Here is a 25,391-nt window from a genome sequence, read left to right as displayed (position 1 = left end):
GAAGATGCCAGTGGGGCTGCCGTGACAGCTTCGTCTCAGTCCCGGCCGGTCGGCGGGGCGCGGGTGCGTGCGGCGGCGGGGCACGGTCCGCGTCGGGCGTGCGCGGGCGGGAAGTGTCCGCCCGACGGCATAGACTCGCCGTGCGATGCATCCTCTCTTCGACATCCCCGCGTCCCCGCCCGCACCCGAGTCCGCGTCGGTTCCGCCGCGCCGGTCGGGCCCGACCCGCCACCTCGACCCGCAGGCCCTGGTGGAGGGCCTGAACGGTCCCCAGCGCGACGCGGTCACCCACGCCGGCTCGCCGCTGCTGATCGTGGCCGGGGCCGGGTCCGGCAAGACCCGGGTGCTCACCCACCGGATCGCCTACCTGCTCGCCGCGCGGGACGTCCATCCCGGCGAGATCATCGCGATCACCTTCACGAACAAGGCCGCCGGTGAGATGAAGGAGCGGGTGGCCCACCTGGTCGGCCCGCGCGCCCGGCTGATGTGGGTGTCGACGTTCCACTCCGCCTGCGTACGCATCCTGCGCGCCGAGCACGAGCACGCCGGCCTGAAGTCGACCTTCTCCATCTACGACGCCGACGACTCCCGCCGGCTGATGCAGCTGGTCGCCCGGGAGCTGGATCTCGACCCGAAGCGCTACCCGGCCCGGGGGCTGGCCGCCCAGGTGTCCAACCTGAAGAACGAGCTGGTCGATCCGGAGGAGTTCGCCGGCCGGGCCAAGGGGCCCAACGAGCGGGCGCTGGCCGAGGCGTACACGCTCTACCAGCGGCGGCTGCGCGAGGCGCACGCGCTGGACTTCGACGACCTGATCATGACGACGGTGCACCTGCTCCAGTCGCACCCGCACGTCGCGGAGAGCTACCGCCGCCGGTTCCGGCACGTCCTGGTCGACGAGTACCAGGACACCAACCACGCGCAGTACACCCTGATCAAGGAACTGGTCGCCGGCACCGAGGGGCTCGCCCCGGCCGAGCTGTGCGTCGTCGGCGACGCCGACCAGTCGATCTACGCGTTCCGGGGCGCGACGATCCGCAACATCCTGGAGTTCGAGCGGGACTTCACCGACGCCCGCACCATCCTGCTGGAGCAGAACTACCGCTCCACCCAGACCATCCTCAGCGCGGCCAACGCGGTGATCGACCGGAACACCTCCCGCAAGCCCAAGCGGCTGTGGAGCGACGCCGGCGCGGGCGAGCAGATCGTCGGCTACGTCGCCGACACCGAGCACGCCGAGGCCGACTGGGTGGGCCGGGAGGTCGACCGGCTGGTCGACGCGGGGGAGACCCGCCCCGGCGACGTCGCCGTCTTCTACCGCACCAACGCCCAGTCCCGGGTCTTCGAGGAGGTGTTCATCCGGGTCGGCCTGCCCTACAAGGTGGTCGGCGGGGTGCGCTTCTACGAGCGCAAGGAGGTCCGCGACGCGCTGGCCTACCTGCGCGCGGTGGTCAACGACGACGACACGGTCAGCCTCCGCCGGGTGCTGAACACCCCGCGCCGGGGCATCGGCGACCGGGCCGAGGCGTGCGTCGAGGCGCTGTCCAGCCGGGAGCGCATCTCCTTCGGGGCGGCGCTGCGCCGGGCCCGGGAGGCGCCGGGCATCTCCACCCGGGCCGCCAACTCCATCGCCGAGTTCGTCGCGCTGCTCGACGGCGCCCGTGAGCTGGCCGAGGAGGGCACCCCGGAGGAGGTGCTGGAGGCGCTGCTGACCCGTTCGGGCTACCTGACCGAGCTGGAGGAGAGCGTCGACCCGCAGGACGCCGGCCGGGTCGACAACCTCCAGGAACTGGTGAGCGTCGCCCGGGAGTACACCGAGCGGATCGAGGCGCTGGGTGCCGACGACGAGCGGGCCACCCTGGCCGGTTTCCTGGAGCAGGTGGCGCTGGTCGCCGACGCCGACCAGATCCCTTCCGACGACCCCGACCATCAGGGCGTGGTCACCCTGATGACGCTGCACACCGCCAAGGGCCTGGAGTTCCCGGTGGTGTTCCTGACCGGCCTGGAGGACGGCGTCTTCCCCCATCTGCGGTCGCTGGGCGACACCCGGGAGCTGGAGGAGGAGCGGCGGCTGGCGTACGTGGGCATCACCCGGGCCCGGCAGCGGCTCTACCTGTCCCGGGCGGTCACCCGTTCGGCCTGGGGGCAGCCGTCGTACAACCCGCCGTCGCGCTTCCTGGAGGAGTTGCCGCCGGAGCTGGTGCGCTGGGAGCGCACCGAGGGGACGTACACCTCGTGGGCCGGTGGGGGCGGCGGCGTCGGGGGTCGCGCGGACCGCGCGCCCGGCGGGCGGAGCGGCTTCACCGGGGGTACGCCGAGAGCGGCGGAGCTGGCGAAACGGCTCGGGGTGGACGCCAGCCGGCTGGCCACCGCAAGCGAGCTGCCGCAGGGGCCGAAGGTGTCGGCCGGCGACCGGGTCAACCACCAGCGCTACGGCCTGGGGCGGGTGCTCGCGGTCGAGGGTCACGGGCCGAGCGCCCGCGCGCAGATCGACTTCGGCGACCAGACCATGTGGCTGGTGCTGCGGCACGCCCCGCTCGACAAGCTCTGAGCCGACGCCGACGCCGACGCCGACGGGCCCGGTCCGGCGTGCTGCCGGCCGGGCCCGTCGGCGGTACGGCTCAGCAGGCCACGTCGATGCCCCGGGCGCGCAGGAACGGCGCCGGGTCGATCTGGTTCCACATCTGCCCCTGGTGCACCTCGAAGTGCAGGTGGGGGCCGGTGGAGTCGCCGGTTGAGCCCTCGTAGCCGATCACCTCGCCGACACCGACCCGGTCGGAGACGGCGACCTTCACGCTGCTCTGGTGGGCGTAGTGGGTCAGGTAGCCGTTGCCGTGGTCGATGAAGACCGAGATGCCGTAGCCGTCGCCGACGTCGCCGGCCTTGACGACCGTGCCGGCGGCGGCGGCGCGGATCGGGGTGCCGGCCGGCAGGGCGAAGTCGATGCCGGCGTGCAGGGTGCCCCAGCGCTGCCCGTAGCAGGAGGTGACCTGCGCTCCCGCCATCGGGATCACCCAGGACGGCTTCGGCTTCGGCGTGGTCGCCTTCCTGGCGGTGGCCTTCGGTTTCGCGGCGACCTTCGGTTTCGCGGCGGCCTTGCGGGTCGCCGTGGCCGTCGGGGCGGGGCTGGCGGTGGTGGGGGTCGGCCCGGCGGTGGGGCTGGCCGGGGCGGCCGACTCGCGGGCGGACCGGTCGGCGCGGGCGGCGGCCTCGGCCCGCTCCCGGGCGTCGAGCGCGACGGCCGCCGGTTCCGGGGCGTCGTCCCGGTCGAGGGTGGTGACCGTGGCGACCCCGGCCAGGCCGATGCCGACCAGCGCGGCGACGCCGACGGCCAGGGTGCGTACGCCCCGCGGGTGACGCCGCCGGTGCCGGACCACGGCGGCCGAGATCCGGGCTCCGGGGCCGGTGCGGGTGGACTTCTGGTCGCGGGTGGTGCCGTCGTCCGGGCGGTTGTTGTCTTCCAGCACGGTGGACCTTCAACTACTCAGGGGGTTTCGGACCCGGACCATCCTGGGTGTCGAAGTGCGCCGGGCCGGGTAGGGGTACCAGCCGGTAACCCGGATGCCTCGGCGGCCTGCCCGGCTATGTCCCGCCGGGGTGACGTCTGACCTGTTGCCAGGCGTGAGCCGGACGTGGCCTCGGTCACACTGCGGAGTGTGACGCAGCAGACTTGGCCACACACGAAACCGCCCGGATCCGTAGATCCGGGCGGTGAACAGGCGTTACCGAGCGTCAGGAAGCGGCTGCTTCGGTGTAGTACGCCTCCACTTGCAGCTTGATGTCCACTCCGCGCTCCTGGAGCCACGGCACCGGGTCGAGGGGCTGGCCCTTGACATGGACCTCCAGGTGCAGGTGCGCGCCGTAGGAGTGGCCGGTGTTGCCGACCAGTCCGAGCTGGTCGCCCGCCTTCACCTGCTGGCCCTCGTGCACGCTCACCGCGGAGGAGTGGCCGTAGATGGCCTCGCTGCCGTCGGCGTGCTGCACGATCACCGCGTAGCCGTAGCCGCCGAACCAGCCGGCCTTGGTGACCGTGCCGGAGTGGATGGCCACGTAGGGGGTGCCCTCCGGCGCGACCAGGTCGATGCCGGTGTGCAGCTTGCCCCAGCGCATGCCGTACGGGGAGTTGAAGTCGTAGCCCTGCATGGGCAGCAGCCACGGGTCCTGCTCGCTGACGCCCGGCTGGCTGTCCCGGGCGTCGCTGCGGGTGGCCCGGTCGGCGGCGTCGGCGCGGGCGGCGGCGTCCTGGCTGGTGATCGAGGCCTGCCGCAGCTCGTCGAGGACCGACGGGCTGACGCTCTTGGCGTCCGGCATCGCCCCCGCGCCGAGCGCGACGATCCCGGCACCGACGAAGGCGGTGGTCACGACCGCCGCGTAGCGGCTCCGCGGGGGGGTGGGTACACGGCGACGGCCGCGATATCTATCGGGCTCAGACGACAGGCGCTGGCGCACGCACACCCTCCGTTGTCGGGGATCCGATGCAACCTCCGACCGATCGGTGCAGCCGCCCCGACGATCGTTGATCGCGTCATCACCCGTCCGTGGACCTGATGACAACCGTGGACACGTTAGCCCTCCGCCGCGCCGGTCACAAGCGTGGCCCCCGGATCGGCGATTCGTTCTGTCCCTTTCCGTCCATCATTGTCATAGCTCCAGACGCCGGACGGCTGTCCCCCTTCCTGCCCGTTCGTCGCGCACAGTGACCGATCGGCGGAGGCGTCCGGCTTCCTGGGGGCGGGCGGGGACGGTAGGGGTCCGGCCCGGGTTCTCCACACCCGGTGGGCCGGGTTACCGTTCGTTCAGCTGGTAGCCGCGGAGCCGTGAAGGGTGTGCGCTGATGAACTCTCGTATCCGGGTAGTCGTCGCGAAGCCGGGCCTCGACGGCCACGACCGGGGTGCCAAGGTGGTGGCGCGTGCCCTGCGTGACGCGGGTATGGAGGTCATCTACACCGGCCTGCACCAGACCCCGGAGCAGATCGTCGAGACCGCCATCCAGGAGGACGCCGACGCGGTCGGCCTCTCGGTGCTCTCCGGCGCGCACATGACGCTCTTCCGCCGGGTGCTGGAGCTGCTCGCCGAGCGGGACGCGCGGGACGTGGTCGTCTTCGGCGGCGGCATCATCCCCGACGCCGACATCCCCGAGCTGGTGGAGATCGGCGTCAAGAAGATCTTCACGCCGGGCGCGACCACCCAGTCGATCGTCGAGTGGGTCCGCGCCAACGTGGCCCAGCCGGTCGCCTGACGACCCCCGGGTGCGCCGCACCCGTCCGTACGCCGACGGTGGTGGGCCGGTTTCCGGCCGCCGCCGTCTCGTCGTGTCGTGACCCCGGCGACCGCCGGGGTGCGGTGGCGTGGGTCGCGGCCCGGGTGGCACCAGGCGGGAGGGCCCTTCCGAATCCGGGCAGGGTGAAGGGCCGGACGCACCCCTCACACGCCCGGCCCTTCTATGCACGATGCCCCGCCGCCACCCCTCGACCGACAGGGCATCGGCCGCTCCCGTCTTCGCGCTGATCAGCGCTCCGACATCAGACTCAACGACGCCCGTACGGTGGGGTTACGCGTTACGTGGGACAACCTGTGGACCGATCTGTGCCACCGGCGAGTCGCCGACGGCGCGCTGTGCATTACCGCACACCGCGCACCCGCTCGGTTGCCGCCGGTGCCCACCTCGCTAGGCTGCGGCCAATGGCCTGTTTCAACTGATGACAGGCGTCAACGGAGTTTCCACAACGCTGGCGGCGGCGCGACGGCGCGCCGCGGAGACGGGACGGGACGCGCAATCGTGGACCTGTACGAGTACCAGGGGCGGGACCTGTTCGAGCGGCACGGCTTGCCCGTGCTCGCCGGCGGCGTCGCCACGACCCCGGAGGAGGCCCGCGCGATCGCCGAACGCCTCGGCGGCCGGGTGGTCGTCAAGGCGCAGGTGAAGGTCGGCGGCCGAGGCAAGGCCGGCGGCGTCAAGCTGGCCGAGGGCACCGACGAGACGGTGGCCAGGGCCACCGACATCCTCGGCATGGACATCAAGGGGCACACCGTCCACAAGGTCATGATCACCGTGACCGCGGACGTGGCCGAGGAGTACTACTTCTCCTACCTGCTCGACCGGGCGAACCGCACCTTCCTCTGCATCGCCAGCGTGGCCGGCGGCATGGACATCGAGCAGGTCGCCGCCGAGACCCCCGACAAGGTGGTCAAGGCCCCGATCGACGCGGTCAAGGGCGTGGACGAGGCGAAGGCCCGGGAGATCGTCGACGCGGCCGGGTTCCCGGCCGAGGTCGCCGACCAGGTCGTCGCGGTCGCGGTGGGGCTGTGGAAGGCGTTCGTCGCCGAGGACGCCACCCTGGTCGAGGTGAACCCGCTGGCCAAGACGGGCGACGGCACGCTGCTGCTGCTCGACGCCAAGGTCACCCTGGACGAGAACGCCGGCTTCCGGCACCCGGACCACGAGGCCCTGGTCGACCAGGCCGCGGTGGACCCGCTGGAGCAGGCCGCCAAGGAGAAGGACCTCAACTACGTCAAGCTCGACGGCGAGGTCGGCATCATCGGCAACGGCGCGGGTCTGGTCATGTCCACCCTCGACGTGGTGGCCTACGCCGGCGAGCGGCACGGCAACGTCAAGCCCGCCAACTTCCTCGACATCGGTGGCGGCGCGAGCGCCGCGGTGATGGCCAACGGACTGGAGATCGTGCTCTCCGACCCGTCGGTGCGCAGCGTCTTCGTCAACGTCTTCGGCGGCATCACCGCCTGCGACGAGGTCGCCAACGGCATCATCCAGGCGTTGGCCCTGCTGGAGGAGCGCGGCGAGAAGGTCGCCAAGCCGCTCGTGGTCCGGCTCGACGGCAACAACGCGGAGGCCGGTCGGGCGATCCTCGACGGCGCCGGGAACCCGCTGGTGCAGCGGGTCGACACCATGGACGGCGCGGCCGAGCGGGCCGCCGAGCTGGCAGCTGCGGGGGTCTGACGATGGCGATCTGGCTGACCAAGGAATCCAAGGTCATCGTGCAGGGGATGACCGGCTCCGAGGGGTCCAAGCACACCCGGCGGATGCTCGCCGCCGGCACCAACGTCGTCGGCGGGGTCAACCCGCGCAAGGCCGGCACCACCGTCGACTTCGACGGCACCGAACTGCCGGTGTTCGCCTCCGTGGCGGACGCGATGCGGGAGACCGGTGCGGACGTCACGGTGATCTTCGTACCGCCGCAGTTCACCAAGGGCGCCGTGGTCGAGGCGATCGACGCGGGCATCCCGCTCGCCGTGGTCATCACCGAGGGCGTGCCGGTGCACGACACCGCCTCGTTCTGGGCGTACAACGTGGCCAGGGGCGAGCAGACCCGGATCATCGGGCCGAACTGCCCCGGCATCGCCTCGCCGGGCGCGTCCAACGCCGGCATCATCCCGGCCGACATCACCGGCTCCGGCCGGATCGGTCTGGTCAGCAAGAGCGGCACGCTGACCTACCAGATGATGTACGAGCTGCGCGACATCGGCTTCTCCACCTGCGTCGGCATCGGCGGTGACCCGATCATCGGGACCACCCACATCGACGCGCTCGCCGCGTTCGAGGCCGACCCGGACACCGACGCGATCGTGATGATCGGCGAGATCGGCGGCGACGCCGAGGAGCGGGCCGCCGAGTTCATCAAGGACAACGTCACCAAGCCGGTGGTCGGCTACATCGCCGGCTTCACCGCGCCCCCCGGCAAGACCATGGGGCACGCCGGCGCGATCATCTCCGGCTCGGCGGGCACCGCCGAGGCCAAGCAGCAGGCGCTGGAGGCGGTCGGCGTCAAGGTCGGCAAGACCCCGACCGAGACCGCCAAGCTGATGCGGGAGCTGATGTCCGGCCACTGAGCCGGTGGGCCCGCACCGGGCGAACGACGTACCGACCGAGGGGGTCGACCGGAGACGGTCGGCCCCCTCAGTTGTTCCAGAGCGGGTAGTTCCCGCTGGCCCGCCAGATCGCCGTGCCGATGATGTTGATCACGCCGAACGCGATCGCCAGGTAGCCGAGGACCGGCGACTGGCCGTACCGCTTGGCGTCGCGGATCGACAGGTAACCGAAGATGATGCCCAGGATGCCGCAGCAGATCAGGCCGAGGACGATGCCGAGCACCCCCCAGAGCGTGGTGCGGTCCCGCCCGGCCGCGGCCGGTGGCGGTGGGTACGGAGCGTTCACGGCTTCCTCCGGGCGATCGGTGCCACGACTTCGGTCGCGTCCCTGCGCCGAGGCTAGACCGGATCGGGGCCGCACGGCGGTGGATCACGGAACTCGCCGCCTCCGGACGGCCCCGACGGGCAGCCACCACCGGCGCGGCATGCCAGAGTAGAGCCGATGTCCCCGACCACCCCTGATCAGCCCCGCCGTCCCAGCGGTGCCCGCACCGGCAGGCCGCCCGGCCGTGCCGGCGGCGCCCGGGTGCCCGCACCCCGCCGGCCGGAGCAGTCCGGGCGCTCCCGGGCGCCGCTGCCCGTCGCCGCCGGGGTGGCCGCGGCCGGCGCGGCGGTCACCTCCTACCTGCCGGTGGCGGTGGTGCTCGGGCTGGCCCAGCTCAGCGAGGACGCCGGCTCGCTGGTCGGTGCGCTGCGCGCCGGGCTCGCCGGCTGGTTGCTCGGGCACGGCGTGCCGCTGGAGACCACCGCCGGCCGGCTCGGCCTCGTCCCGCTGACGCTCTGCGCGTTCGCCTTCTGGCGGCTGAGCCGGGCCGGGGTGCACGCCAGCCGCGCGGTCGGCGCGCGCGGCGGCCGGTCACCCCGGCAGGCGGCCACCGTCGCCCTCGCGGTCGGCACCGGGTACGCGGTGTTCGGTGTCCTGGCCGCGCTGCTGGTCGACAGCGCCGGCCTGCGGGTGTCCCCGGTCCGGTCCGGGCTGACCCTGCTGCTGTTCGGCACGCTGGCCGCCCTGGTCGGGGCGGCCCGCACCACCGCCGTCACCCGCCTGCTCGCCGACCGTGCGCCACCCGTGCTGCGCGACGGCGTCCGCACCGGCCTGGTCGCCGCTCTGCTGCTGCTCGCCGCCGGGGCGAGCGCGGCGGGCCTGGCGGTGGCGACCGGCGGGGGAGACGCCGCAGACCTGATCGGGGCCTACCGGACCGGGGTCGCCGGGCAGGCCGGGATCACCCTGGTCAGCCTCGCCTACGCGCCGAACGCCACCGTCTGGTCGGTGGCCTACCTGCTCGGCCCCGGGTTCGCCGTCGGCACCGGCACGGCGGTCCGGCTCAGCGAGGTCTCCGTCGGGTCGCTACCGGCCGTACCCCTGCTCGCCGGGCTGCCCAGCGGCCCGGTCGACGGGCTCGGTGCGGCGCTGCTGGCGGTGCCGGTGCTGGCCGGCATGACGGCGGGCTGGCTGCTCGCCCGCCGGCTGCTCCGGCCGGACGCCGACGAGTGGACCCCGCCGGCCTGGCCGGCACTGCTCGGCCCGGCCGTGCTCGCCGGTCCGGTGGTCGGCCTGGTCGTCGGGCTCGCCGCGGCGGCCTCCGGCGGCCCGCTCGGCGGCGGCCGGCTGGCCGAGATCGGTCCGGTGCCGTGGCAGGTGGCGATGGTGGCCACGGCGGTGGTCACGGTCGGCGCGCTGCTCGGGGCCGTCGCCGCCAAGGTGCTCGACCGGCCGTCGTCGGCCCGGCCCCGGCCGGCCGCCGACCGCCCCCGCCGGGCTTCGCAGCGGCCCGACCCGGCCGGGGAGCGCCCCCGACCGACCCGGGAGCGCCCCCGGTCGTCCGAGGACCGCCCACCCCGCCCGGTACCGGACTGACGCGCCCGCCCCGCCCGGTACCGGACTGACCGCCCGGCCCGCCCGCGGCCCGGGGAGCCGGCCAGTCCGGCTGCGCCCGGCCGCCAGCGGCCGGGCCGCCGGTGGCCCGGACCCGGCAGCAGGGTGCGTCGTCGGTCCCGCCGGACGCGCGACGAGGGACGCCCCGGGCGGTGCCGGGACGCCCCTCGATCGTGCCCACCCGGGTCAGGGCGAGGTGGGCAGCGTGAAACTACCGATGATGTTGAGGAGCAGCAGCAGGATGCCGAGACCGACCGCGATCGCCCCGCAGATCAGGCCGGCCTTGGCCTGACCGCCGTTGCTGGCCAGACCCTGGTTCGCCTTCTGCATGCCCAGCCAGCCGGTGATCGCCGCGCCGATGCCGAGCGGAATGCCCAGGTAGAGGCAGCAGAGCAGCGGGATGGACGCGATGCCGAGGATCAGCGACACCAGACCGAGGGTGTTCTGCTGCCCCTGCGGCGCCGGGTAGCCGGCCCCCGGGTAGGCGCCGGCCGCCGCGGCGTACGGCTGCTGCCCGTAGGGGTCCTTGTGGACGGGCTGGCCGTACGGGTCCGGCTGGAAGGGCTGACCGTACGGCTGGCCCGAGGTGGGCTGGGGGCCGTACGGGTCATGGGTGGGCTGCCCGTAGGGCGGCTGTTCGCCGTACGGTGCCGCCGGCTGCTGCCCGTACGGTGCCTGCGGCGCGGCGTACGGGTCCTGCGGCTGGCCCGAGACGGGCTGCTGCCCGTACGGATCGTGCGGGGGCTGCTGGCCGTACGGGTCGTGGCCGGGGTTTCCGGGCTGCATCTGGGCTGCTCCTCAGTCGTGGTCCGTCAGTAGCTGCTGGTGCTGCTGCCGTCGATCGCACCCATCACACCACCGAAGAGGCAGCACAGCAGCACGATGACGAGCCACACGCCACCGATGATGAAGGCCAGCTTCGACCACTTCTTGGACTCGCGGGCGGCGGCCTCGGCGCCCGCGTAGTCGCCCTGCTGCAGGGCCGGGTTGACCTTGGAGGCGTTGATGATGGCCGGGATCGCCAGCGGCCAGAAGAAGAAGATGGCCACGATCGACGCGGTCATGTTGTTGTTGATCGGCTGCTGCGGGTTGGGGTAGCCGGGCTGCATCTGCAGTACTCCTCGTTCACGTCGGTACGGCGTGCGTACCTGATCATGGGCTTGTGGGGCGCGGTGGCGGGCACGGCCCGGCCACCGGGCGACCGGCAGCGTACCGTGTCCGGGCGACACGCGTGATCACCCGAAACGTCGCCGCCCGCAGGATGGGCGTGCCGACCTGCCCGCTAGGGTGGCCGGGTGACCGAGCCCGCGTCCGTCGCCCGCCTCGTCGTCCTCGTCTCCGGCTCCGGCAGCAACCTCCAGGCGCTGCTGGACGCCACCGCCGACCCCGGCTACGGGGCCCGGGTGGTGGCCGTCGGCGCCGACCGGGACGGCATCGTCGGGCTCGACCGGGCCGCCGCCGCCGGGGTGCCGACCTTCGTCGACCGGGTGAAGGACCACCCCACCCGCGCCGACTGGGACAAGGCCCTCACCGCGCACGTCGCCGAGCACCGGCCCGACCTGGTGATCTCGGCGGGTTTCCTGAAGCTGGTCGGGCCGCAGTTCCTGGCGGCCTTCGGCGACCGCTACCTGAACACGCACAACACGCTGCTGCCGGCGTTCCCCGGCATCCACGGCCCCCGGGACGCGCTCGCCTACGGCGTCAAGGTCACCGGGGCCACCCTCTTCTTCGTCGACGCCGGGATGGACACCGGCCCGATCGTCGCGCAGGTGACGGTGCCGGTCCTCGACGACGACGACGAGGAGACGCTCACCGAGCGCATCAAGGAAGCCGAGCGCCGCCAGCTCGTCGAGCAGGTCGGTCGCCTGGTCCGTTCAGGTTGGACGATCACCGGAAGAAAGGTCACGGTTCCGTGAGTGCCCCGCAGGACTCCCGCCGCCCGATCAGGCGGGCACTGGTCAGCGTCTACGACAAGAGCGGCCTGGTCGAGCTGGCCCGTACGCTGCACGAGGCCGGGGTCGAGATCGTCTCGACCGGTTCCACCGCGTCGACGATCTCCGGCGCGGGTGTGCCGGTGACCCCGGTCGAGCAGGTGACCGGCTTCCCCGAGATCCTCGACGGCCGGGTCAAGACCCTGCACCCCAAGATCCACGGCGGGCTCCTGGCCGACCTGCGCAAGGAGTCGCACGCCGACCAGCTCGCCGGGCACGGCATCGCCGGCATCGACGTGCTGGTCTCCAACCTCTACCCGTTCCAGGAAACCGTCGCCTCCGGCGCGTCTCCGGACGAGTGCATCGAGCAGATCGACATCGGCGGGCCGGCGATGGTCCGGGCCGCCGCCAAGAACCACGCCTCGGTCGCCGTGGTGACCGACCCGGCCGCGTACCCGGCGCTGGTCTCCGCGCTGGCCGAGGGCGGGTTCACGCTGGCCCAGCGGCGGGCGCTGGCCGCCCGCGCGTTCGCCGACATCGCCGAGTACGACGTGGCGGTCGCCGACTGGTTCGCCGGCACCGCCGCCCCGGCCGAGGACGGCTGGCCGCACTTCGCCGGGCTGGCGCTGCGCCGGCAGGCGACGCTGCGCTACGGCGAGAACCCGCACCAGGGCGCCGCCGTCTACGCCGACCCGGCCAGCCCGCCGGGGCTGGCCCAGGCCGAGCAGTTGCACGGCAAGGAGATGTCCTACAACAACTACGTCGACGCGGACGCCGCCTGGCGGGCCGCGAACGACTTCCCCGACCAGCCGGCGGTGGCGGTCATCAAGCACGCCAACCCGTGCGGCATCGCCGTCGGCGCGGACGTCGCCGAGGCCCACCGCAAGGCGCACGCCTGCGACCCGGTCTCCGCGTTCGGCGGGGTGATCGCCGTCAACCGGCCGGTCTCGGTGGAGCTGGCCGGCCAGGTCGCGGAGATCTTCACCGAGGTGCTGGTGGCACCGGAGTTCGAGTCCGGCGCGGTGGAGATCCTCCAGGGCAAGAAGAACATCCGGCTGCTGCGCGCCCCGGCCTTCGCCCCACTGCCGGCCGAGTGGCGGCAGGTGACCGGCGGGGTCCTCGTCCAGCAGCGGGACCGGATCGACGCGGAGGGCGACGACCCGACGAACTGGAAGCTCGCCACCGGCGAGGCGGCCGACGAGGCCACCCTGCGGGATCTCGCGCTGGCCTGGCGGGCGGTCCGCGCGGTGAAGAGCAACGCGATCCTGCTGGCGAAGGACGGCGCGTCGGTCGGGGTGGGGATGGGCCAGGTCAACCGGGTCGACTCGGCCCGGCTGGCGGTGAGCCGGGCCGGCGCGGAGCGGGCCCGGGGTTCCGTCGCCGCCTCCGACGCCTTCTTCCCGTTCGCCGACGGCGCGCAGATCCTGATCGACGCCGGGGTGAAGGCGATCGTGCAGCCGGGCGGCTCGATCCGCGACGAGGACACCATCGCCGCCTGCCAGCAGGCCGGCGTCACCATGTACCTGACCGGCACCCGGCACTTCTTCCACTGATCCACCCGCGTGCTCCCGCGTCCCGGCGCGGGAGCACGCGGTCAGCCCTCACCCGTCGGGTCGGACGGTGGGCGCAGCGCGGCGAAGTGACAGGCGCTGGGGTGGGGGTCGGCGGGCCGGGGGACGGTCGGCGGGTCCTCCCGGGCGCAGATGTCCTCGGCCTTCCAGCAACGGGTGCGGAAGTGGCAGCCGGACGGCGGGTCGGCCGGGCTGGGCACGTCGCCGGTGAGCCGGATGATGCCGGCCGCGCCCCGGGCCTCCGGATCGGGCACCGGCACCGCCGACAGCAGCGCCTGGGTGTACGGGTGGGTGGCCCGTTCGTAGATCTCCTCCTCGGTGCCGATCTCCACGATCCGGCCGAGGTACATCACCGCGACCCGGTCGCAGATGTGCCGGACCACCGACAGGTCGTGCGCGATGAACACGTACGACAGCCCGAACTCGTCCTGGAGCTGCTCCAACAGGTTGATCACCTGGGCCTGGATCGAGACGTCCAGGGCGGAGACCGGCTCGTCGCAGACGATCACCTCGGGACGCAGGGCGAGCGCCCGGGCGATGCCGATGCGCTGCCGCTGGCCGCCGGAGAACTGGTGCGGGTACCGGTTGACGTGCTCCGGGTTCAGCCCGACCACGTCCAGCAGCTCCTGCACCCGGCCGCGTTTGCTGCCCCTGGGTGCCGCGTCCGGGTGGATGTCGAACGGCTCCCCGATGATGTCGCCGACCGTCATCCGGGGGTTCAGCGAGGTGTACGGGTCCTGCATCACCATCTGCATGTTGCGCCGCAGCCGGCGCAGTTCGCCCCCGGCGGCGGTGAGCAGGTCGCGGCCGTCCAGGGTGGCCCGGCCGGAGGTGGGCGTCTCCAGCCGCATCAGCACCCGGGCGAGGGTCGACTTGCCGCAGCCGGACTCGCCGACGATGCCGAGCGTCTCGCCCCGGCGCAGGGTGAAGCTGACCCCGTCGACGGCCCGGACCGCGCCGACCTGCCGGCGGAAGAGCACCCCCCTGGTGATCGGGAAGTGTTTGACCAGCTCGTCGACCGTGAGGATGGTCTCGCCCCGGATCTTGGCCCGGTCAGCGGTCGCGGTCATCGTGGACCTCCTGGGCGAAGTGGCACGCGCTGGTCCGGCCGTCGGCGAGGACCAGGTCGTCGGGCACCACGTCCACGCACACCTGCCGCACGTACGGGCAGCGGGGGTGGAACGGGCAGCCGCCCGGGATGCGCATCAGGTTCGGCGGCAGGCCCCGGATGGTGGACAGTTCCCGGCCGCGCACGTCCAGCCGGGGAATCGAGGCCAGCAACCCCTTGGTGTACGGGTGGGCGGGCGCCCGGTACAGCGGGCGGACGTCGGCGTGCTCGACGATCCGGCCGGCGTACATCACGGCGATCCGGTCCGCGACGCCGGCCACCACCCCCAGGTCGTGGGTGATCAGGATCATCGCCATGTCGAGGTCGCGACGCAGGTCGGCCAGCAGGTCCATGATCTGGGCCTGCACGGTGACGTCGAGGGCGGTGGTCGGTTCGTCGGCGATCAGCACCTTCGGGTCCAGCGCCAGCGCCATGGCGATCATGACGCGTTGCCGCATGCCGCCGGAGAACTGGTGCGGGTGGTCGCCGAGCCGCCCGGCCGCCCCCGGGATGCGCACCAGGTCCATCAGCTCGACGGTCCGCCGCCGGGCGTCGGCGCGGGACATCCCGTCGCGGTGCCGCAGCGTCTCGCCGATCTGCCAGCCGACCGGGAAGACCGGGTTCAACGCCGACAGGGCATCCTGGAAGATCATCGCGATCTCCTTGCCGCGCACCTGCCGGCGCTGCTCCTCGGGCAGGGTGAGCAGGTCGCGGCCCCGGTAGCGGATCTGGCCGGAGCGGATCACCGCCGGCGGGCTGTCCAGGATGCCCATGACCGCCTGGGCGGTGACCGACTTGCCGGAGCCGGACTCGCCGAGCACGGCGAGCGTCTCGCCGGGGTCCAGGTGGTAGGAGACCCCGTTGATCACCTTGGCCACCCCCTCGCCGGTGCGGAACTCGACGTGCAGGTCGCGGACGTCCAGCAGGTGCCCGCCGGGCGGGGTGGGTGAGGCCGGCGTGGGCCGGGATGTGGACTCGGTCACCGGATCTGCCTCTCGCTCGCGCCCGGGATGGACATCGGCCTCACCGCAGCTTCGGGTCGAAGGCGTCGCGGATCGCGTCGCCGAGCATGATGAAGGCGAGCACGGTCAGCGCGAGGAAGGCGGACGGGACGACCAGCGGCGTCGCCGACTCGCGCATGTGCACCCGGCCGGCGTCGATCTCGATGCCCCAGGAGATGGTGGGTGCCTTCAGGCCGATGCCGAGGAAGCTCAGGGTCGCCTCGGCGGCGATGAACGAGCCGAGCGCGATGGTCAGCACCACGATCGCCGGGGCGAGCGCGTTGGGCAGGATGTGCCGCCACATGATCCGGCCGTGGCCCGCGCCGAGCATCCGGGCGGCGGCGACGTAGTCCTGCTCCTTGGCGGTGATCACCGAGGAGCGGACCACCCGGGCGGCGGTGGTCCAGCCGAGCACCGCCAGCACGAAGATCACCGCGAACAGCCGGACCGTGTCGCTGCTGGTGCTGACCCGCTTGAGCAGCACGATCGCGGCCAGCAGCAGCGGGATGCCGAGCACGATGTCGATCACCCGGGAGAGCACCGCGTCGACCCAGCGGCCGAAGTAACCGGCCACCATCCCGACGACCAGCGCGATCGCCCCGGTGAGCAGGGCGGACAGCGCGCCGACCAGCAGCGAGGCGCGGGCCCCGTAGACGGCACGGGCGTACGTGTCGCAGCCCTGGAAGTCGTACCCGAAGATGGCCCCACCGGACGCCCCGGCGTGCTGGCGGGACAGCACGCAGTCGCGCGGGTCGTTCGCGGTGAACAGCGACGGCACGGCGGCCATCGCGGCGACCAGCACGACCAGCACCAGGCTGATCCAGAAGACCGGCTTGCGGCGCAGGTCGCGCCAGGCGTCCCCGGCCAGGCTGCGGGGCTTCTGCGGTACGCCCACCCGGTCGGGTGTGCCGGGCTCGCCGGAGACCCCGCGCCGGGCCGCCTGGTCCTCCGTCGCCGCCACCGTCTCGAAGTCGCTCATGCCGGCACCTCGCTGCGTTCACTCATAGCGGATCCTCGGGTCGAGGACGGCGTACAGGACGTCCACCACCAGGTTGGCGACGAGGTAGACCACGACGAGGACGCTGACGATGCCCACCACCAGCGGGCCGTCCTCGGTGCGGATGCCCCGGAACAGGTTGAAGCCGACCCCCGGGATGTTGAACACGCCCTCGGTGATGATCGCGCCGCTCATCAGGTTGCCCAGTTCGACGCCGAGGAAGGTGATCACGGGGATGAGCGAGTTGCGCAGCACGTGCACACCGATGATCCGCCGCCGGGCCAGCCCCTTCGACCGGGCGGTACGCACGTAGTCGGCGCGCAGGTTCTCGGCGACCGAGGTACGGGTCAGCCGCAGCGCGGTGGCCAGCGACAGCGAGCCGAGCACGATGCCGGGCAGCAGCAGGGCCCACAGGTCGGGGTCGGCGCCGGCGGTCGGGGGGAAGATCGGCCAGCGGACGCCGAGCAGGTACTGGGCGAGCGGGGCCAGCACGATGGTGGGGATGCCCAGCACCAGCAGGGTCAGCACCAGGGTGGCGTTGTCGAACAGGCTGGCCCGGCGGATGCCGGCGAGCACCCCGGCGGTGACCCCGAACAGGATCGTCACGGCCATCGCGATCAGCGCCAGCTTGACGGTGACCGGCCAGGCGGCGGCGAGGATGTCCCCGATCGAGCGGCCGGTCAGCGACTGCCCGAGGTCACCCTGGAGCAGGTTCTTGAGGTAGTCGAGGTAGCGGTAGAGGAAGCCGCCGACGCCGGTGCGGTCGAGGTGGAACTTCTCCGTCAGGTACGCCCGCTGCGCCGGGGTCACCGGCCGTTCCCCGGCCAGTGCCTGGATCGGGTCGCCCTGGCCGGCGAACATCAGGGCGTACACGATCAGGGTGGTCCCGAAGAAGGCCAGGACCATCTGGAGCAGACGCCGCAGAACGAAGCGGAACATACTGTGCAGTCTTGCCCAAAAGCAGCGGAGACGGAGGCGGGTCGGGTCACCGTCCACCGATGACCCGACCCGTTGCTCCCGCCGACGGCCCCGTTGCCGCCGACGCGCCTGCACGTGCCGGCGGCCCGCTCGCCGCCGACGCCCTCCCGGACTAGCTGACCGCCTCGATCTTCAGCAGGTCGACCCGGTCGAAGAGGTCCATCTGGACGTTCTTCACCTTGGTCGAGTGGCCGAAGTTGTTCTGGCCGTAGCGCAGCGGGATCACCGGCATGTCCTTGGCCAGCAGGTCCTCGGCTGCCTGGTACTTGGCGATCGCGGCCTCCTCGTTCGGCGCCTTGGCGCCCTCGGCGAGCAGCTTGTCGAACTCGGGGTTGCTGTAGCCGTAGTAGTTCGACGAGCCGTTGGTGCTGTACAGCGGGCCGAGGTAGTTCTCCATCGACGGGTAGTCCATCACCCAGCCCATCCGGAACAGACCCACCGGCTGCTTCGCCTTGACCTTGGTCAGCAGGTCGGCGAACTTGGGCTCGGCGGTGCCGACGCAGTCCACGCCCAGGTTGGCCTTGAGCTGGTTGCAGGTCGCGTCGATCCAGTCCTTGTGCCCGCCGTCGCCGTTGTACGACAGTTCGATCTTCTTCGGGCCGCCGGCCGCCTCGTACGCCGCCTTCGCCTTGGCCGGGTCGAACTCGCCTGCCGCGCCGATGGTGTTCTCCCGGTAGCCCGCGACCACCGGCGAGACGAACGAGCGGGCCGGCTGCTGCGAGTCCTTGAAGATCGACTTGGTGATCTCGTCCCGGTCGATCGCCATCGAGATCGCCTTGCGCACCTCGGGCTTGCTGAACTCCTTCTGGAAGGTCGGGAACGCCAGCACCTGCAACGACGACGCGGGGCTCTGCCGGAACCGGTCACCGAGGTCGGTGGCGGCGGTGGACAGGTTCTCGGTCGGGATCGTCTTGATCACGTCGAGGTTGTCCGAGAGCACGTCCGCGTACGCGGCGGTCGGCTGCTGGTAGATCCGGAACTCGACGCCGCCCACCTTCGGCTGCTCGCCGGGGAAGGCGTCGTAGCGCTCCACCTCGACCTTGGCGTCGTGCTGCCAGGAGCCCTTCATCCGGAACGGGCCCTGCCCGACCGGGGCCTGCTCGTAGCCCTCCTTGAGCACGCCGGGGGCCGAGAAGGCGGCCTTCGGCAGCGGGTAGAAGGCGGTGTACCCGAGCATGGTCTTGAACTCGCTGTACGGCTCGGTCAGCGTGACGGTGAAGGTCAGGTCGTCGACCTTCTTCAGCCCGGACAGCCGCTCGGCGGCCGGCTTGTCGCCCTGGAGGTCGGCGTACCCGGCGATCTTCTCGAAGAAGTAGCTGGAGTTCTGCCCGTTGGGGGCGTATGCGCCGTAGTTCCAGGCGTCGAGGTAGTTGTCGGCGGTGACCTTCTCGCCGTTGTGGAAGGTGTAGCCGTCCTTGAGCTTGACCGTCCAGACCCTGTTGTCCGACGACGTGACCGACTCGGCCGCCACCTCGTAGGGCTTGTTGGCCTCGTCGTAGTCGACGAGCGGGCTGAACAGGGCGGCGAGCACCTGGGAGCCGCTGGTCTCGTTGGTGTTGGTCGGCACCAGGTGCTGCGGCTCGGCGATCTCGATCCGCACGGCCGCGTCGGGGTCGGACTGACCGGTTCCGCTGCCGCCGCCCGAGCCGCAGGCCGCCAGGCCCAGGGTCACCGCGAGCGGGAGAGCGGTCCAGGCAGCAAGCCTGCGCACACGCATGGGGGTCTCCTCATCTCATCACGGAGCGCAGCCGGACCCGGCGCTGGGTGACTCTGCGCAACGTCCGGCAACGGTAGGTCGGGTTGGGCCCGTCGACAACGACAGGGTTGCGATCACCGGCCGCAGCCTTGTCGTCGACGACCGCTGCTGGTAAGGGAAACTCGGCGAAGTTCCTGCTTGATGGCGGGTGCCGAGGGCGGTTTCGCGGTGCCGTCAGGGTGGATGGGTCGTCGTGGCCGCCCGGACGCCCGATGTCCGGTCCGGGCTCGACGCGCCTCTCCCGTCCGGTTCGGCGTGTGAGCCGGCCCGCAGTCGGTCACGCAGAGTGAATAACGGCACCTCACGGAAAGTCACGGGTTCCCCGTCGCCGGACCGCCGTCCACCGGCCATGAGACGATCTGGTCGTGACGGCGATCATCCTGGACGGCAAGGCGACCGCAGCCGAGATCAAGGACGAGCTGCGGGTACGCGTCAAGGCGTTGGCCGAGCGGGGGGTCACCCCCGGCCTGGGCACGGTCCTGGTCGGCGCGGACCCCGGCTCCGAGGCGTACGTCAACGGCAAGCACCGCGACTGCGCCGAGGTGGGCATCGCCTCGATCCGCCGCGAGTTGCCCGCCGACGCCACCGGGCAGCAGCTCGACGACGTCCTGGCCGAGCTGAACGCCGACCCGGGCTGCCACGGCTACATCGTCCAGCTGCCACTGCCGGCGCACCTGGACACCCAGCGGGCGCTGGAGATGATCGACCCGGACAAGGACGCCGACGGCCTGCACCCGGTGAACCTGGGCCGGCTGGTGCTCGGCTACGACGGCCCGCTGCCCTGCACCCCGCGCGGCATCGTCGAGCTGCTCCGCCGCTACGACGTGCCGCTGCGCGGCGCCAACGTCGCGCTCGTCGGCCGGGGCAACACCGTCGGTCGCCCGCTCGGCCTGCTGCTCAACCGGCGCAGCGAGAACGCCACAGTCACCCTCTGCCACACCGGCACCCTCGACCTCGCCGCCCACACCCGCGCCGCCGACATCGTCATCGTCGCCGCCGGGGTGCCCGGCCTGCTCACCGCCGACATGATCACGCCGGGGGCCACCGTGGTGGACGTCGGCATCACCCGGGTGATCGGCGACGACGGCAAGGGCCGCTACACCGGCGACGTCGACCCGGAGGTGGCGCAGGTGGCGGGTCGGCTGGCCCCGATGCCAGGCGGTGTCGGGCCGATGACCCGGGCCATGCTGCTCACCAACGTCGTCGAACGCGCCGAGCGGGGCTGACCCGCGGGCCGTCGTCCCTGCTCGGCGGCGGTGCCCCGCGGCGGGACCACCGTCCGCCGCGTCCCCTGCCGGGAACGGGGCGGTGGTGACGTTGGCCCCATCCCGGGGATGGTCGCCGCCCCTGGCCGAAACGGTGCCGGGATGACTGTTACGGTCGGGAAAACCGACTGGTAGCAGGGAGTGGGACGACCATGGGTAAGAAGGTCACTGTCGTCGGGGCCGGCTTCTACGGCTCCACCACCGCACAGCGCCTGGCCGAGTACGACGTCTTCGACACCGTCGTCATCACCGACATCGTGGAGGGCAAGCCGGCGGGTCTCGCGCTGGACCTCAACCAGTCCCGCGCGGTCGAGGGCTTCGAGACCAAGGTCGTCGGCGTCACCACCGGCCCCAACGGCGAGGGCTACGAGGCCATCGAGGGCTCCGACGTCGTCGTGATCACCGCCGGTCTGCCCCGCAAGCCGGGCATGAGCCGGATGGACCTGCTGGAGACCAACGCCAAGATCGTGCGGCAGGTCGCCGAGAACGTCGCCAAGTACGCCCCGAACGCCGTCGTCATCGTGGTGTCCAACCCGCTCGACGAGATGACCGCGCTCGCCCAGCTCGCCACCCAGTTCCCCAGGAACCGGGTGCTCGGCCAGGCCGGCATGCTCGACACCGCCCGGTTCACCAACTTCGTCGCCGAGGCCCTCGACGTACCGGTGAAGTCGGTGAAGACGCTGACCCTCGGCTCGCACGGCGACACGATGGTGCCGGTGCCCTCGCAGAGCACCGTCAACGGCAAGCCGCTGCGTGACGCGATGCCGGCCGAGCAGATCGAGGAGCTGGTCGTCAAGACCCGCAACGGTGGCGCCGAGGTCGTCGCGCTGCTCAAGACCGGTTCGGCGTACTACGCGCCGTCCGCTGCCGCCGCCCGGATGGCGCGGGCCGTGGCCGAGGACTCCGGCGCGGTCATGCCCGTCTGCGCCTGGGTCGACGGCGAGTACGGCATCTCCGGGGTCTACCTGGGCGTCGAGGCCGAGATCGGCGCCGAGGGCGTGAAGCGGGTCGTCGAGACCGAGCTGGACGCCGACGAGCTGGCCAGCCTCAAGGAGGCCGCCGAGGCCGTCCGCGCCAAGCAGGCCGACGTCGCCAGCATGTGATCCGCTGAACCATCCGCCGCAGGGGCGGGACGGCACCCGCCGTCCCGCCCCTGCGCCGTCCCCACCCGTCGCCCCCGCCGCCCCGCTCCGCCGCCCGCCCCGTTCCGGTGATCAAGAGGTTTGCGTCATGCCACCGCCCCGACGTGACGCGAACCTCTTGATCACCGGGACGGCGCTCCGGGGGCGGGTTCCCGCCGGTCGGCTTCGCGGCGGTGTGCGGCGGCAGCCCCGGGGAATGCCTCCGGGCGGGGCTGGTGGAACGGTCCCGCACCGTCGGTGCGGGGGTGACCGTGGCAGACCCGAGGGGGCGGCGTACCGGATCAGGCGATTTCGCCAGGCCGGCCGTGGTCCACCGGGCGTTCTACCGCCGGCCGGTGCCGCCGGGTGGAGGCCGGCTCGGTGCCGCCGACCAGTTTCCAGTACGCTCGTACTGCTTGAGCACGTGTCCCCCGAGAGGAGCGCCGGCCGATGGCGAAGATCAAGGTAAACAACCCGGTCGTGGAGCTCGACGGCGACGAGATGACCCGGATCATCTGGAAGCAGATCCGCGAGCAGCTGATCCTGCCCTACCTCGACGTCGACCTGCACTACTACGACCTGTCGATCCAGCACCGGGACGCCACCGACGACCAGGTGACCATCGACGCCGCGAACGCCATCAAGGAGCACGGCGTCGGCGTCAAGTGCGCCACCATCACCCCGGACGAGGCCCGGGTCGAGGAGTTCGGCCTCAAGAAGATGTGGCGCTCGCCGAACGGCACCATCCGTAACATCCTCGGCGGCGTGGTCTTCCGCGAGCCGATCATCATGTCGAACGTGCCGCGGCTCGTCCCGGGCTGGACCAAGCCGATCATCATCGGCCGGCACGCGCACGGCGACCAGTACAAGGCCACCGACTTCGTGGTCCCCGGTCCGGGCACGGTCACCATCACGTACACCCCGGCCGACGGTGGCACCCCGATGGAGATGGAGGTCGCCAACTTCCCCGGCGGCGGCATCGCCATGGGCATGTACAACTACGACGAGTCGATCCGGGACTTCGCCCGCGCCTCGTTCCGGTACGGCCTGGACCGCAACTACCCGGTCTACATGTCGACCAAGAACACCATCCTCAAGGCGTACGACGGCCGGTTCAAGGACCTCTTCGCCGAGGTGTTCGAGAACGAGTTCAAGGACGAGTTCGCCGCCGCCGGCCTCACCTACGAGCACCGGCTCATCGACGACATGGTCGCCGCCGCGCTCAAGTGGGAGGGCGGCTACGTCTGGGCCTGCAAGAACTACGACGGTGACGTGCAGTCCGACACCGTCGCGCAGGGCTTCGGCTCGCTCGGCCTGATGACCTCCGTGCTGCTCTCCCCGGACGGTCGTACCGTCGAGGCGGAGGCCGCCCACGGCACCGTCACCCGGCACTACCGGCAGTACCAGAAGGGCGAGAAGACCTCGACCAACCCGATCGCCTCGATCTACGCCTGGACCCGGGGCCTCGCCCACCGGGGCAAGCTGGACGGCACCCCGGCGGTCACCGAGTTCGCCGACACCCTGGAGCAGGTCATCGTCGACACCGTCGAGAGCGGCCAGATGACCAAGGACCTCGCGCTGCTCATCTCGCGGGACGCCCCGTGGCAGACCACCGACGAGTTCATGAACACCCTCGACGAGAACCTGGCGCGCAAGCTCGGCGCCTGACCCTCGCCCGCACCTCCCGGAACCCGTCGGCGGACCGCCGACGGGTTCCGGCGTACCGGGGCGGTGCTGCCACCCGTCCGGGTGACGGCCGCGTCACCGGCCCGGAAACAGGTCGTTGAGCTGGGTGGACGTGGTGCCAGTCGCGTCCAGGGAGGTTGTCGTCGGTCGTCGCACGGCACCGGTGCCGACCGGCCAGCCTTCCCGGCTGTCGAGCACAGCCAGCCGTCCCTTCCCCGCGGGGGGCCCTGTTCCGGGGCCCCCCGCGCCCTGCCTGCTGGCTCAGGCGGCGCGCAACAGTTCGGCGGCCCGCTCGGGGGCGATGTCGTTGATGAAGACCCCCATCCCGGATTCGGAACCGGCCAGGTACTTCAGCTTGTCCCTCGCCCGCCGGACGCTGAACAGTTGCAGGTGCAGGTGGCCCAGCTCCCGGTCGATCCGCACCGGCGCCTGGTGCCAGGCCGCGATGTACGGCATGGGCAGGTCGAACAACCCGTCGAACCGGCGCAGCACGTCCAGGTAGAGCGGGCCGAAGGAGTCCCGTTCGGCGTCGTCGAGCGCCGGGATGTCCGGCACCGGCCGGTGCGGCGCGACGTGCACCTCGAACGGCCAGCGGGCCGCCGCCGGCACGTACGCCGTCCAGTGCTCGTTGGCCGCGACCACCCGGTCACCGGCGGCGCGCTCGGCGGCGAGCACGTCGGCGTAGAGGTTGCCGCCGCCGGTGCGCTCCGCGTGCCGGCGGGCCGCCGCCAGCATCGACCGGGTACGCGGCGTGACGAACGGGTACGCGTAGATCTGGCCGTGCGGGTGGTGCAGGGTCACCCCGATCTCCACGCCCCGGTTCTCGAAGCAGAACACCTGCTCCACCCCGGGCAGCGCGCCGACCGCCGTGGTCCGGTCGGCCAGCGCGTCCAGCACCAGCCGGACCCGGGCGGGGGAGAGGCTGGCGAAGGACGCCTCGTGGTCGTCGGTGAAGCAGACCACCTCGCAGCGCCCCTGGCCAGGGCGGACCGGGGTGAACCCGGTGATCTCGGCCGGCTCGTCGGCGATCCGCTGGCTCAACGAGGGGAACCGGTTCTCGAAGACCGCCACGTCGTAGTCGGGCGCGGGGATCTCGCTGTGCCGGTCGCCCCGCGACGGGCACAGCGGGCACTGGTCGGCCGGCGGGAGGAAGGTCCGGGTCTGCCGGTGCACCGCCACCGCCACCCACTCGTCGGTGAGCGGGTCGTAGCGCAGCTGGGAGGCGGGCGGGGGCGGCGGCAGCTCCCGCCGGTCCGGCTGGTCCCGGACGGCGTCGTCGCGCTCGTCGAAGTAGATCAGCTCGCGGCCGTCGGCCAACGCGATCGCCGTACGCTTCACCGCGTCGTCTCCCGCCCGGTAGCCCGGCCCGTACCTGTCACGATCACCAGTTCGCCCACCTTCTCGTCGATCACCCGGCGCGCCTCGGGGGCCAACCGGTCGTCGCTGACCAGCACGTCGGCGGCGCCCAGGCCGACGATGGAGGAGATGCCGACGGTGCCCCACTTGGTGTGGTCGGCGAGGACGACCAACCGGTCGGCGGCCTCCACCAGGGCCCGGTCGGTCTCCGCCTCCATCAGGTTCGGGGTGGTGAAGCCGGCCCGCTCGGTGATCCCGTGCACGCCGAGGAAGAGCAGGTCCAGGTGCAGCGAACGGATGGCCTCCACCGCCAGCGGGCCGACCAGCGCGTCGGACGGGGTGCGTACCCCGCCGGTCAGCACCACGGTCTGGTCGGGGCGGCCGGCGGTGTGCAGGATCTCGGCCACCGGCAGCGAATTGGTCACCACGGTCAGCCCCGGCACGTCGACCAGGCGTCGGGCCAGCTCGGCGGTGGTGGTGCCGGCGGAGAGGGCGACCGCCGCACCCGGACGCACCAGTTCGGCGGCCCGGGTGGCGATCGCGGCCTTCTCGGCGGACTGCCGGACGGACTTGGCGTGGAAGCCCGGTTCGTCGGTCGAGCCCGGGTCGGTGACTGTCGCCCCGCCGTGCACCTTGGCCAGCAGCCCCCGGTCGTGCAGCGCGTCCAGGTCACGCCGGATGGTCATGTCGGAGACACCGAACTCGGCGGCCAGCTCGGTGACCCGGACACCACCGGCGGTGCGGACCCGGTCGAGGATCGTCGCCTGCCGCTGCCGCGCCAGCATCCGCCGTACCTCCCGGGCCCCCGCACCTGCACGCGCTCGCACGTGTTCCAACAAGATTGAACACTAGCGCGCAGCG

At 72.3% G+C, this 25,391-nt stretch carries 21 protein-coding genes and 1 pseudogene; 10 read left to right on the top strand and 12 right to left on the bottom strand.

The genetic code is table 11. The features are described from left to right. Positions 1 to 145: 145 nt before the first annotated feature. Positions 146 to 2,548: a DNA helicase PcrA gene (gene pcrA, locus ACN261_RS04530; RefSeq protein ID WP_421484073.1), complete on the top strand. Its 2,403-nt coding sequence runs from the start codon at positions 146 to 148 to the stop codon at positions 2,546 to 2,548. A 70-nt stretch (positions 2,549 to 2,618) separates the two neighbouring features. Here the strand turns inward: pcrA and ACN261_RS04525 are convergent, their stop codons facing one another. Together ACN261_RS04525 and ACN261_RS04520 are read right to left on the bottom strand one after the other, a co-directional pair. Next, positions 2,619 to 3,386, bottom strand: coding sequence for a M23 family metallopeptidase (locus ACN261_RS04525; protein WP_425853559.1), 768 nt, complete (start codon positions 3,384 to 3,386; stop codon positions 2,619 to 2,621). A gap of 343 nt (positions 3,387 to 3,729) precedes the next feature. Continuing rightward, positions 3,730 to 4,446 carry a M23 family metallopeptidase gene (locus tag ACN261_RS04520; RefSeq protein WP_145921671.1) on the bottom strand — a complete coding sequence of 239 codons (717 nt, stop codon included), beginning with the start codon at positions 4,444 to 4,446 and terminating at the stop codon, positions 3,730 to 3,732. Between the two features lie 385 nt (positions 4,447 to 4,831). On the opposite strand from ACN261_RS04520, the gene ACN261_RS04515 reads away from it, so the two are divergent. The 3 genes from ACN261_RS04515 (at position 4,832) to sucD (ending at position 7,845) form a co-directional block, all read left to right on the top strand. Further along, positions 4,832 to 5,236 (top strand): cobalamin B12-binding domain-containing protein, encoded by a 405-nt coding sequence (locus tag ACN261_RS04515; RefSeq protein WP_088645808.1) that lies wholly within the window; start codon positions 4,832 to 4,834, stop codon positions 5,234 to 5,236. A gap of 540 nt (positions 5,237 to 5,776) precedes the next feature. After that, entirely contained in the window at positions 5,777 to 6,955 is a 1,179-nt protein-coding gene (gene sucC / locus ACN261_RS04510; RefSeq protein ID WP_204924941.1) for an ADP-forming succinate--CoA ligase subunit beta, read from the top strand. Between the two features lie 2 nt (positions 6,956 to 6,957). Next, positions 6,958 to 7,845, top strand: coding sequence for a succinate--CoA ligase subunit alpha (gene sucD, locus ACN261_RS04505; RefSeq protein ID WP_421484070.1), 888 nt, complete (start codon positions 6,958 to 6,960; stop codon positions 7,843 to 7,845). Between the two features lie 67 nt (positions 7,846 to 7,912). On the opposite strand, the gene ACN261_RS04500 is transcribed toward sucD, so the two are convergent. Then, a complete protein-coding gene (locus tag ACN261_RS04500) occupies positions 7,913 to 8,170 on the bottom strand; it encodes a hypothetical protein (RefSeq protein ID WP_281894526.1) in 258 nt (85 codons plus the stop codon). A 156-nt stretch (positions 8,171 to 8,326) separates the two neighbouring features. Here ACN261_RS04500 and ACN261_RS04495 point away from each other — a divergent pair. Beyond that, positions 8,327 to 9,601, top strand: a pseudogene (locus tag ACN261_RS04495) (DUF6350 family protein); the annotation flags it as partial. A 345-nt stretch (positions 9,602 to 9,946) separates the two neighbouring features. Here the strand turns inward: ACN261_RS04495 and ACN261_RS04490 are convergent. Both ACN261_RS04490 and ACN261_RS04485 read right to left on the bottom strand, forming a co-directional pair. Further along, positions 9,947 to 10,546, bottom strand: coding sequence for a hypothetical protein (locus ACN261_RS04490; RefSeq protein ID WP_421484069.1), 600 nt, complete (start codon positions 10,544 to 10,546; stop codon positions 9,947 to 9,949). A 26-nt stretch (positions 10,547 to 10,572) separates the two neighbouring features. Beyond that, positions 10,573 to 10,869 carry a CD225/dispanin family protein gene (locus ACN261_RS04485; protein ID WP_088647169.1) on the bottom strand — a complete coding sequence of 99 codons (297 nt, stop codon included), beginning with the start codon at positions 10,867 to 10,869 and terminating at the stop codon, positions 10,573 to 10,575. 186 nt (positions 10,870 to 11,055) lie between these two features. On the opposite strand from ACN261_RS04485, the gene purN reads away from it, so the two are divergent. Continuing rightward, positions 11,056 to 11,676, top strand: coding sequence for a phosphoribosylglycinamide formyltransferase (purN, locus tag ACN261_RS04480; RefSeq protein WP_204924944.1), 621 nt, complete (start codon positions 11,056 to 11,058; stop codon positions 11,674 to 11,676). After that, complete coding sequence (gene purH, locus ACN261_RS04475; protein ID WP_425848576.1) at positions 11,673 to 13,244, top strand: bifunctional phosphoribosylaminoimidazolecarboxamide formyltransferase/IMP cyclohydrolase; 1,572 nt, start codon at positions 11,673 to 11,675, stop codon at positions 13,242 to 13,244. Before purN ends, purH begins: the two co-directional genes overlap by 4 nt. Before the next feature lie 41 nt (positions 13,245 to 13,285). On the opposite strand, the gene ACN261_RS04470 is transcribed toward purH, so the two are convergent. The 5 genes from ACN261_RS04470 to ACN261_RS04450 all read right to left on the bottom strand — a co-directional run bounded on the left by ACN261_RS04470 (position 13,286) and on the right by ACN261_RS04450 (position 19,063). Then, on the bottom strand, positions 13,286 to 14,332 hold the full coding sequence (locus ACN261_RS04470) for an ABC transporter ATP-binding protein (RefSeq protein WP_425848573.1): 1,047 nt from the start codon (positions 14,330 to 14,332) through the stop codon (positions 13,286 to 13,288). Beyond that, the gene (locus ACN261_RS04465) at positions 14,316 to 15,353 is read right to left on the bottom strand and encodes an ABC transporter ATP-binding protein (protein WP_421484064.1); all 1,038 of its coding nucleotides are present in this window, start codon (positions 15,351 to 15,353) and stop codon (positions 14,316 to 14,318) included. The genes ACN261_RS04470 and ACN261_RS04465 overlap by 17 nt, the downstream gene beginning before the upstream one ends. Before the next feature lie 40 nt (positions 15,354 to 15,393). Then, a complete protein-coding gene (locus tag ACN261_RS04460; RefSeq protein WP_088647164.1) occupies positions 15,394 to 16,350 on the bottom strand; it encodes an ABC transporter permease in 957 nt (318 codons plus the stop codon). 18 nt (positions 16,351 to 16,368) lie between these two features. After that, positions 16,369 to 17,307 carry an ABC transporter permease gene (locus tag ACN261_RS04455; protein ID WP_421484062.1) on the bottom strand — a complete coding sequence of 313 codons (939 nt, stop codon included), beginning with the start codon at positions 17,305 to 17,307 and terminating at the stop codon, positions 16,369 to 16,371. 151 nt (positions 17,308 to 17,458) lie between these two features. After that, the gene (locus ACN261_RS04450) at positions 17,459 to 19,063 is read right to left on the bottom strand and encodes a peptide ABC transporter substrate-binding protein (RefSeq protein WP_425848571.1); all 1,605 of its coding nucleotides are present in this window, start codon (positions 19,061 to 19,063) and stop codon (positions 17,459 to 17,461) included. 404 nt (positions 19,064 to 19,467) lie between these two features. Here ACN261_RS04450 and ACN261_RS04445 point away from each other — a divergent pair, with 404 nt between their 5' ends. The 3 genes from ACN261_RS04445 (at position 19,468) to ACN261_RS04435 (ending at position 23,156) form a co-directional block, all read left to right on the top strand. Then, entirely contained in the window at positions 19,468 to 20,328 is an 861-nt protein-coding gene (locus ACN261_RS04445) for a bifunctional methylenetetrahydrofolate dehydrogenase/methenyltetrahydrofolate cyclohydrolase (protein ID WP_421484059.1), read from the top strand. Between the two features lie 191 nt (positions 20,329 to 20,519). Further along, positions 20,520 to 21,470, top strand: coding sequence for a malate dehydrogenase (locus ACN261_RS04440; protein ID WP_421484058.1), 951 nt, complete (start codon positions 20,520 to 20,522; stop codon positions 21,468 to 21,470). Positions 21,471 to 21,938: 468 nt separating this feature from the next. After that, the gene (locus ACN261_RS04435; RefSeq protein WP_145921657.1) at positions 21,939 to 23,156 is read left to right on the top strand and encodes an NADP-dependent isocitrate dehydrogenase; all 1,218 of its coding nucleotides are present in this window, start codon (positions 21,939 to 21,941) and stop codon (positions 23,154 to 23,156) included. A 279-nt stretch (positions 23,157 to 23,435) separates the two neighbouring features. On the opposite strand, the gene galT is transcribed toward ACN261_RS04435, so the two are convergent. Further along, positions 23,436 to 24,512: a galactose-1-phosphate uridylyltransferase gene (gene galT, locus ACN261_RS04430; protein ID WP_425848568.1), complete on the bottom strand. Its 1,077-nt coding sequence runs from the start codon at positions 24,510 to 24,512 to the stop codon at positions 23,436 to 23,438. Continuing rightward, a complete protein-coding gene (locus tag ACN261_RS04425; protein WP_088647157.1) occupies positions 24,509 to 25,315 on the bottom strand; it encodes a DeoR/GlpR family DNA-binding transcription regulator in 807 nt (268 codons plus the stop codon). The genes galT and ACN261_RS04425 overlap by 4 nt, the downstream gene beginning before the upstream one ends. Positions 25,316 to 25,391: the final 76 nt, after the last annotated feature.

The sequence above is a fragment of the Micromonospora sp. WMMD723 genome, from assembly GCF_049863385.1.
Lineage (GTDB): Bacteria > Actinomycetota > Actinomycetes > Mycobacteriales > Micromonosporaceae > Micromonospora > Micromonospora wenchangensis.
The sequence above is the reverse complement of the archived record's forward strand: the minus strand, read 5'-3'. Positions and strand labels throughout refer to the sequence as shown.

Bases quoted from the DNA above. Each gene is read 5' to 3' on its own strand.
- pcrA (WP_421484073.1), top strand. From the start codon at position 146: ATGCATCCTCTCTTCGACATCCCCGCGTCCCCGCCCGCACCCGAGTCC.
- ACN261_RS04515 (WP_088645808.1), top strand. From the start codon at position 4,832: ATGAACTCTCGTATCCGGGTAGTCGTCGCGAAGCCGGGCCTCGACGGC.
- sucD (WP_421484070.1), top strand. From the start codon at position 6,958: ATGGCGATCTGGCTGACCAAGGAATCCAAGGTCATCGTGCAGGGGATG.
- ACN261_RS04490 (WP_421484069.1), bottom strand. From the start codon at position 10,546: ATGCAGCCCGGAAACCCCGGCCACGACCCGTACGGCCAGCAGCCCCCG.
- ACN261_RS04485 (WP_088647169.1), bottom strand. From the start codon at position 10,869: ATGCAGCCCGGCTACCCCAACCCGCAGCAGCCGATCAACAACAACATG.
- ACN261_RS04470 (WP_425848573.1), bottom strand. From the start codon at position 14,332: ATGACCGCGACCGCTGACCGGGCCAAGATCCGGGGCGAGACCATCCTC.
- ACN261_RS04460 (WP_088647164.1), bottom strand. From the start codon at position 16,350: ATGAGCGACTTCGAGACGGTGGCGGCGACGGAGGACCAGGCGGCCCGG.
- ACN261_RS04455 (WP_421484062.1), bottom strand. From the start codon at position 17,307: ATGTTCCGCTTCGTTCTGCGGCGTCTGCTCCAGATGGTCCTGGCCTTC.
- ACN261_RS04450 (WP_425848571.1), bottom strand. From the start codon at position 19,063: ATGCGTGTGCGCAGGCTTGCTGCCTGGACCGCTCTCCCGCTCGCGGTG.
- ACN261_RS04440 (WP_421484058.1), top strand. From the start codon at position 20,520: ATGGGTAAGAAGGTCACTGTCGTCGGGGCCGGCTTCTACGGCTCCACC.
- ACN261_RS04435 (WP_145921657.1), top strand. From the start codon at position 21,939: ATGGCGAAGATCAAGGTAAACAACCCGGTCGTGGAGCTCGACGGCGAC.
- ACN261_RS04425 (WP_088647157.1), bottom strand. From the start codon at position 25,315: ATGCTGGCGCGGCAGCGGCAGGCGACGATCCTCGACCGGGTCCGCACC.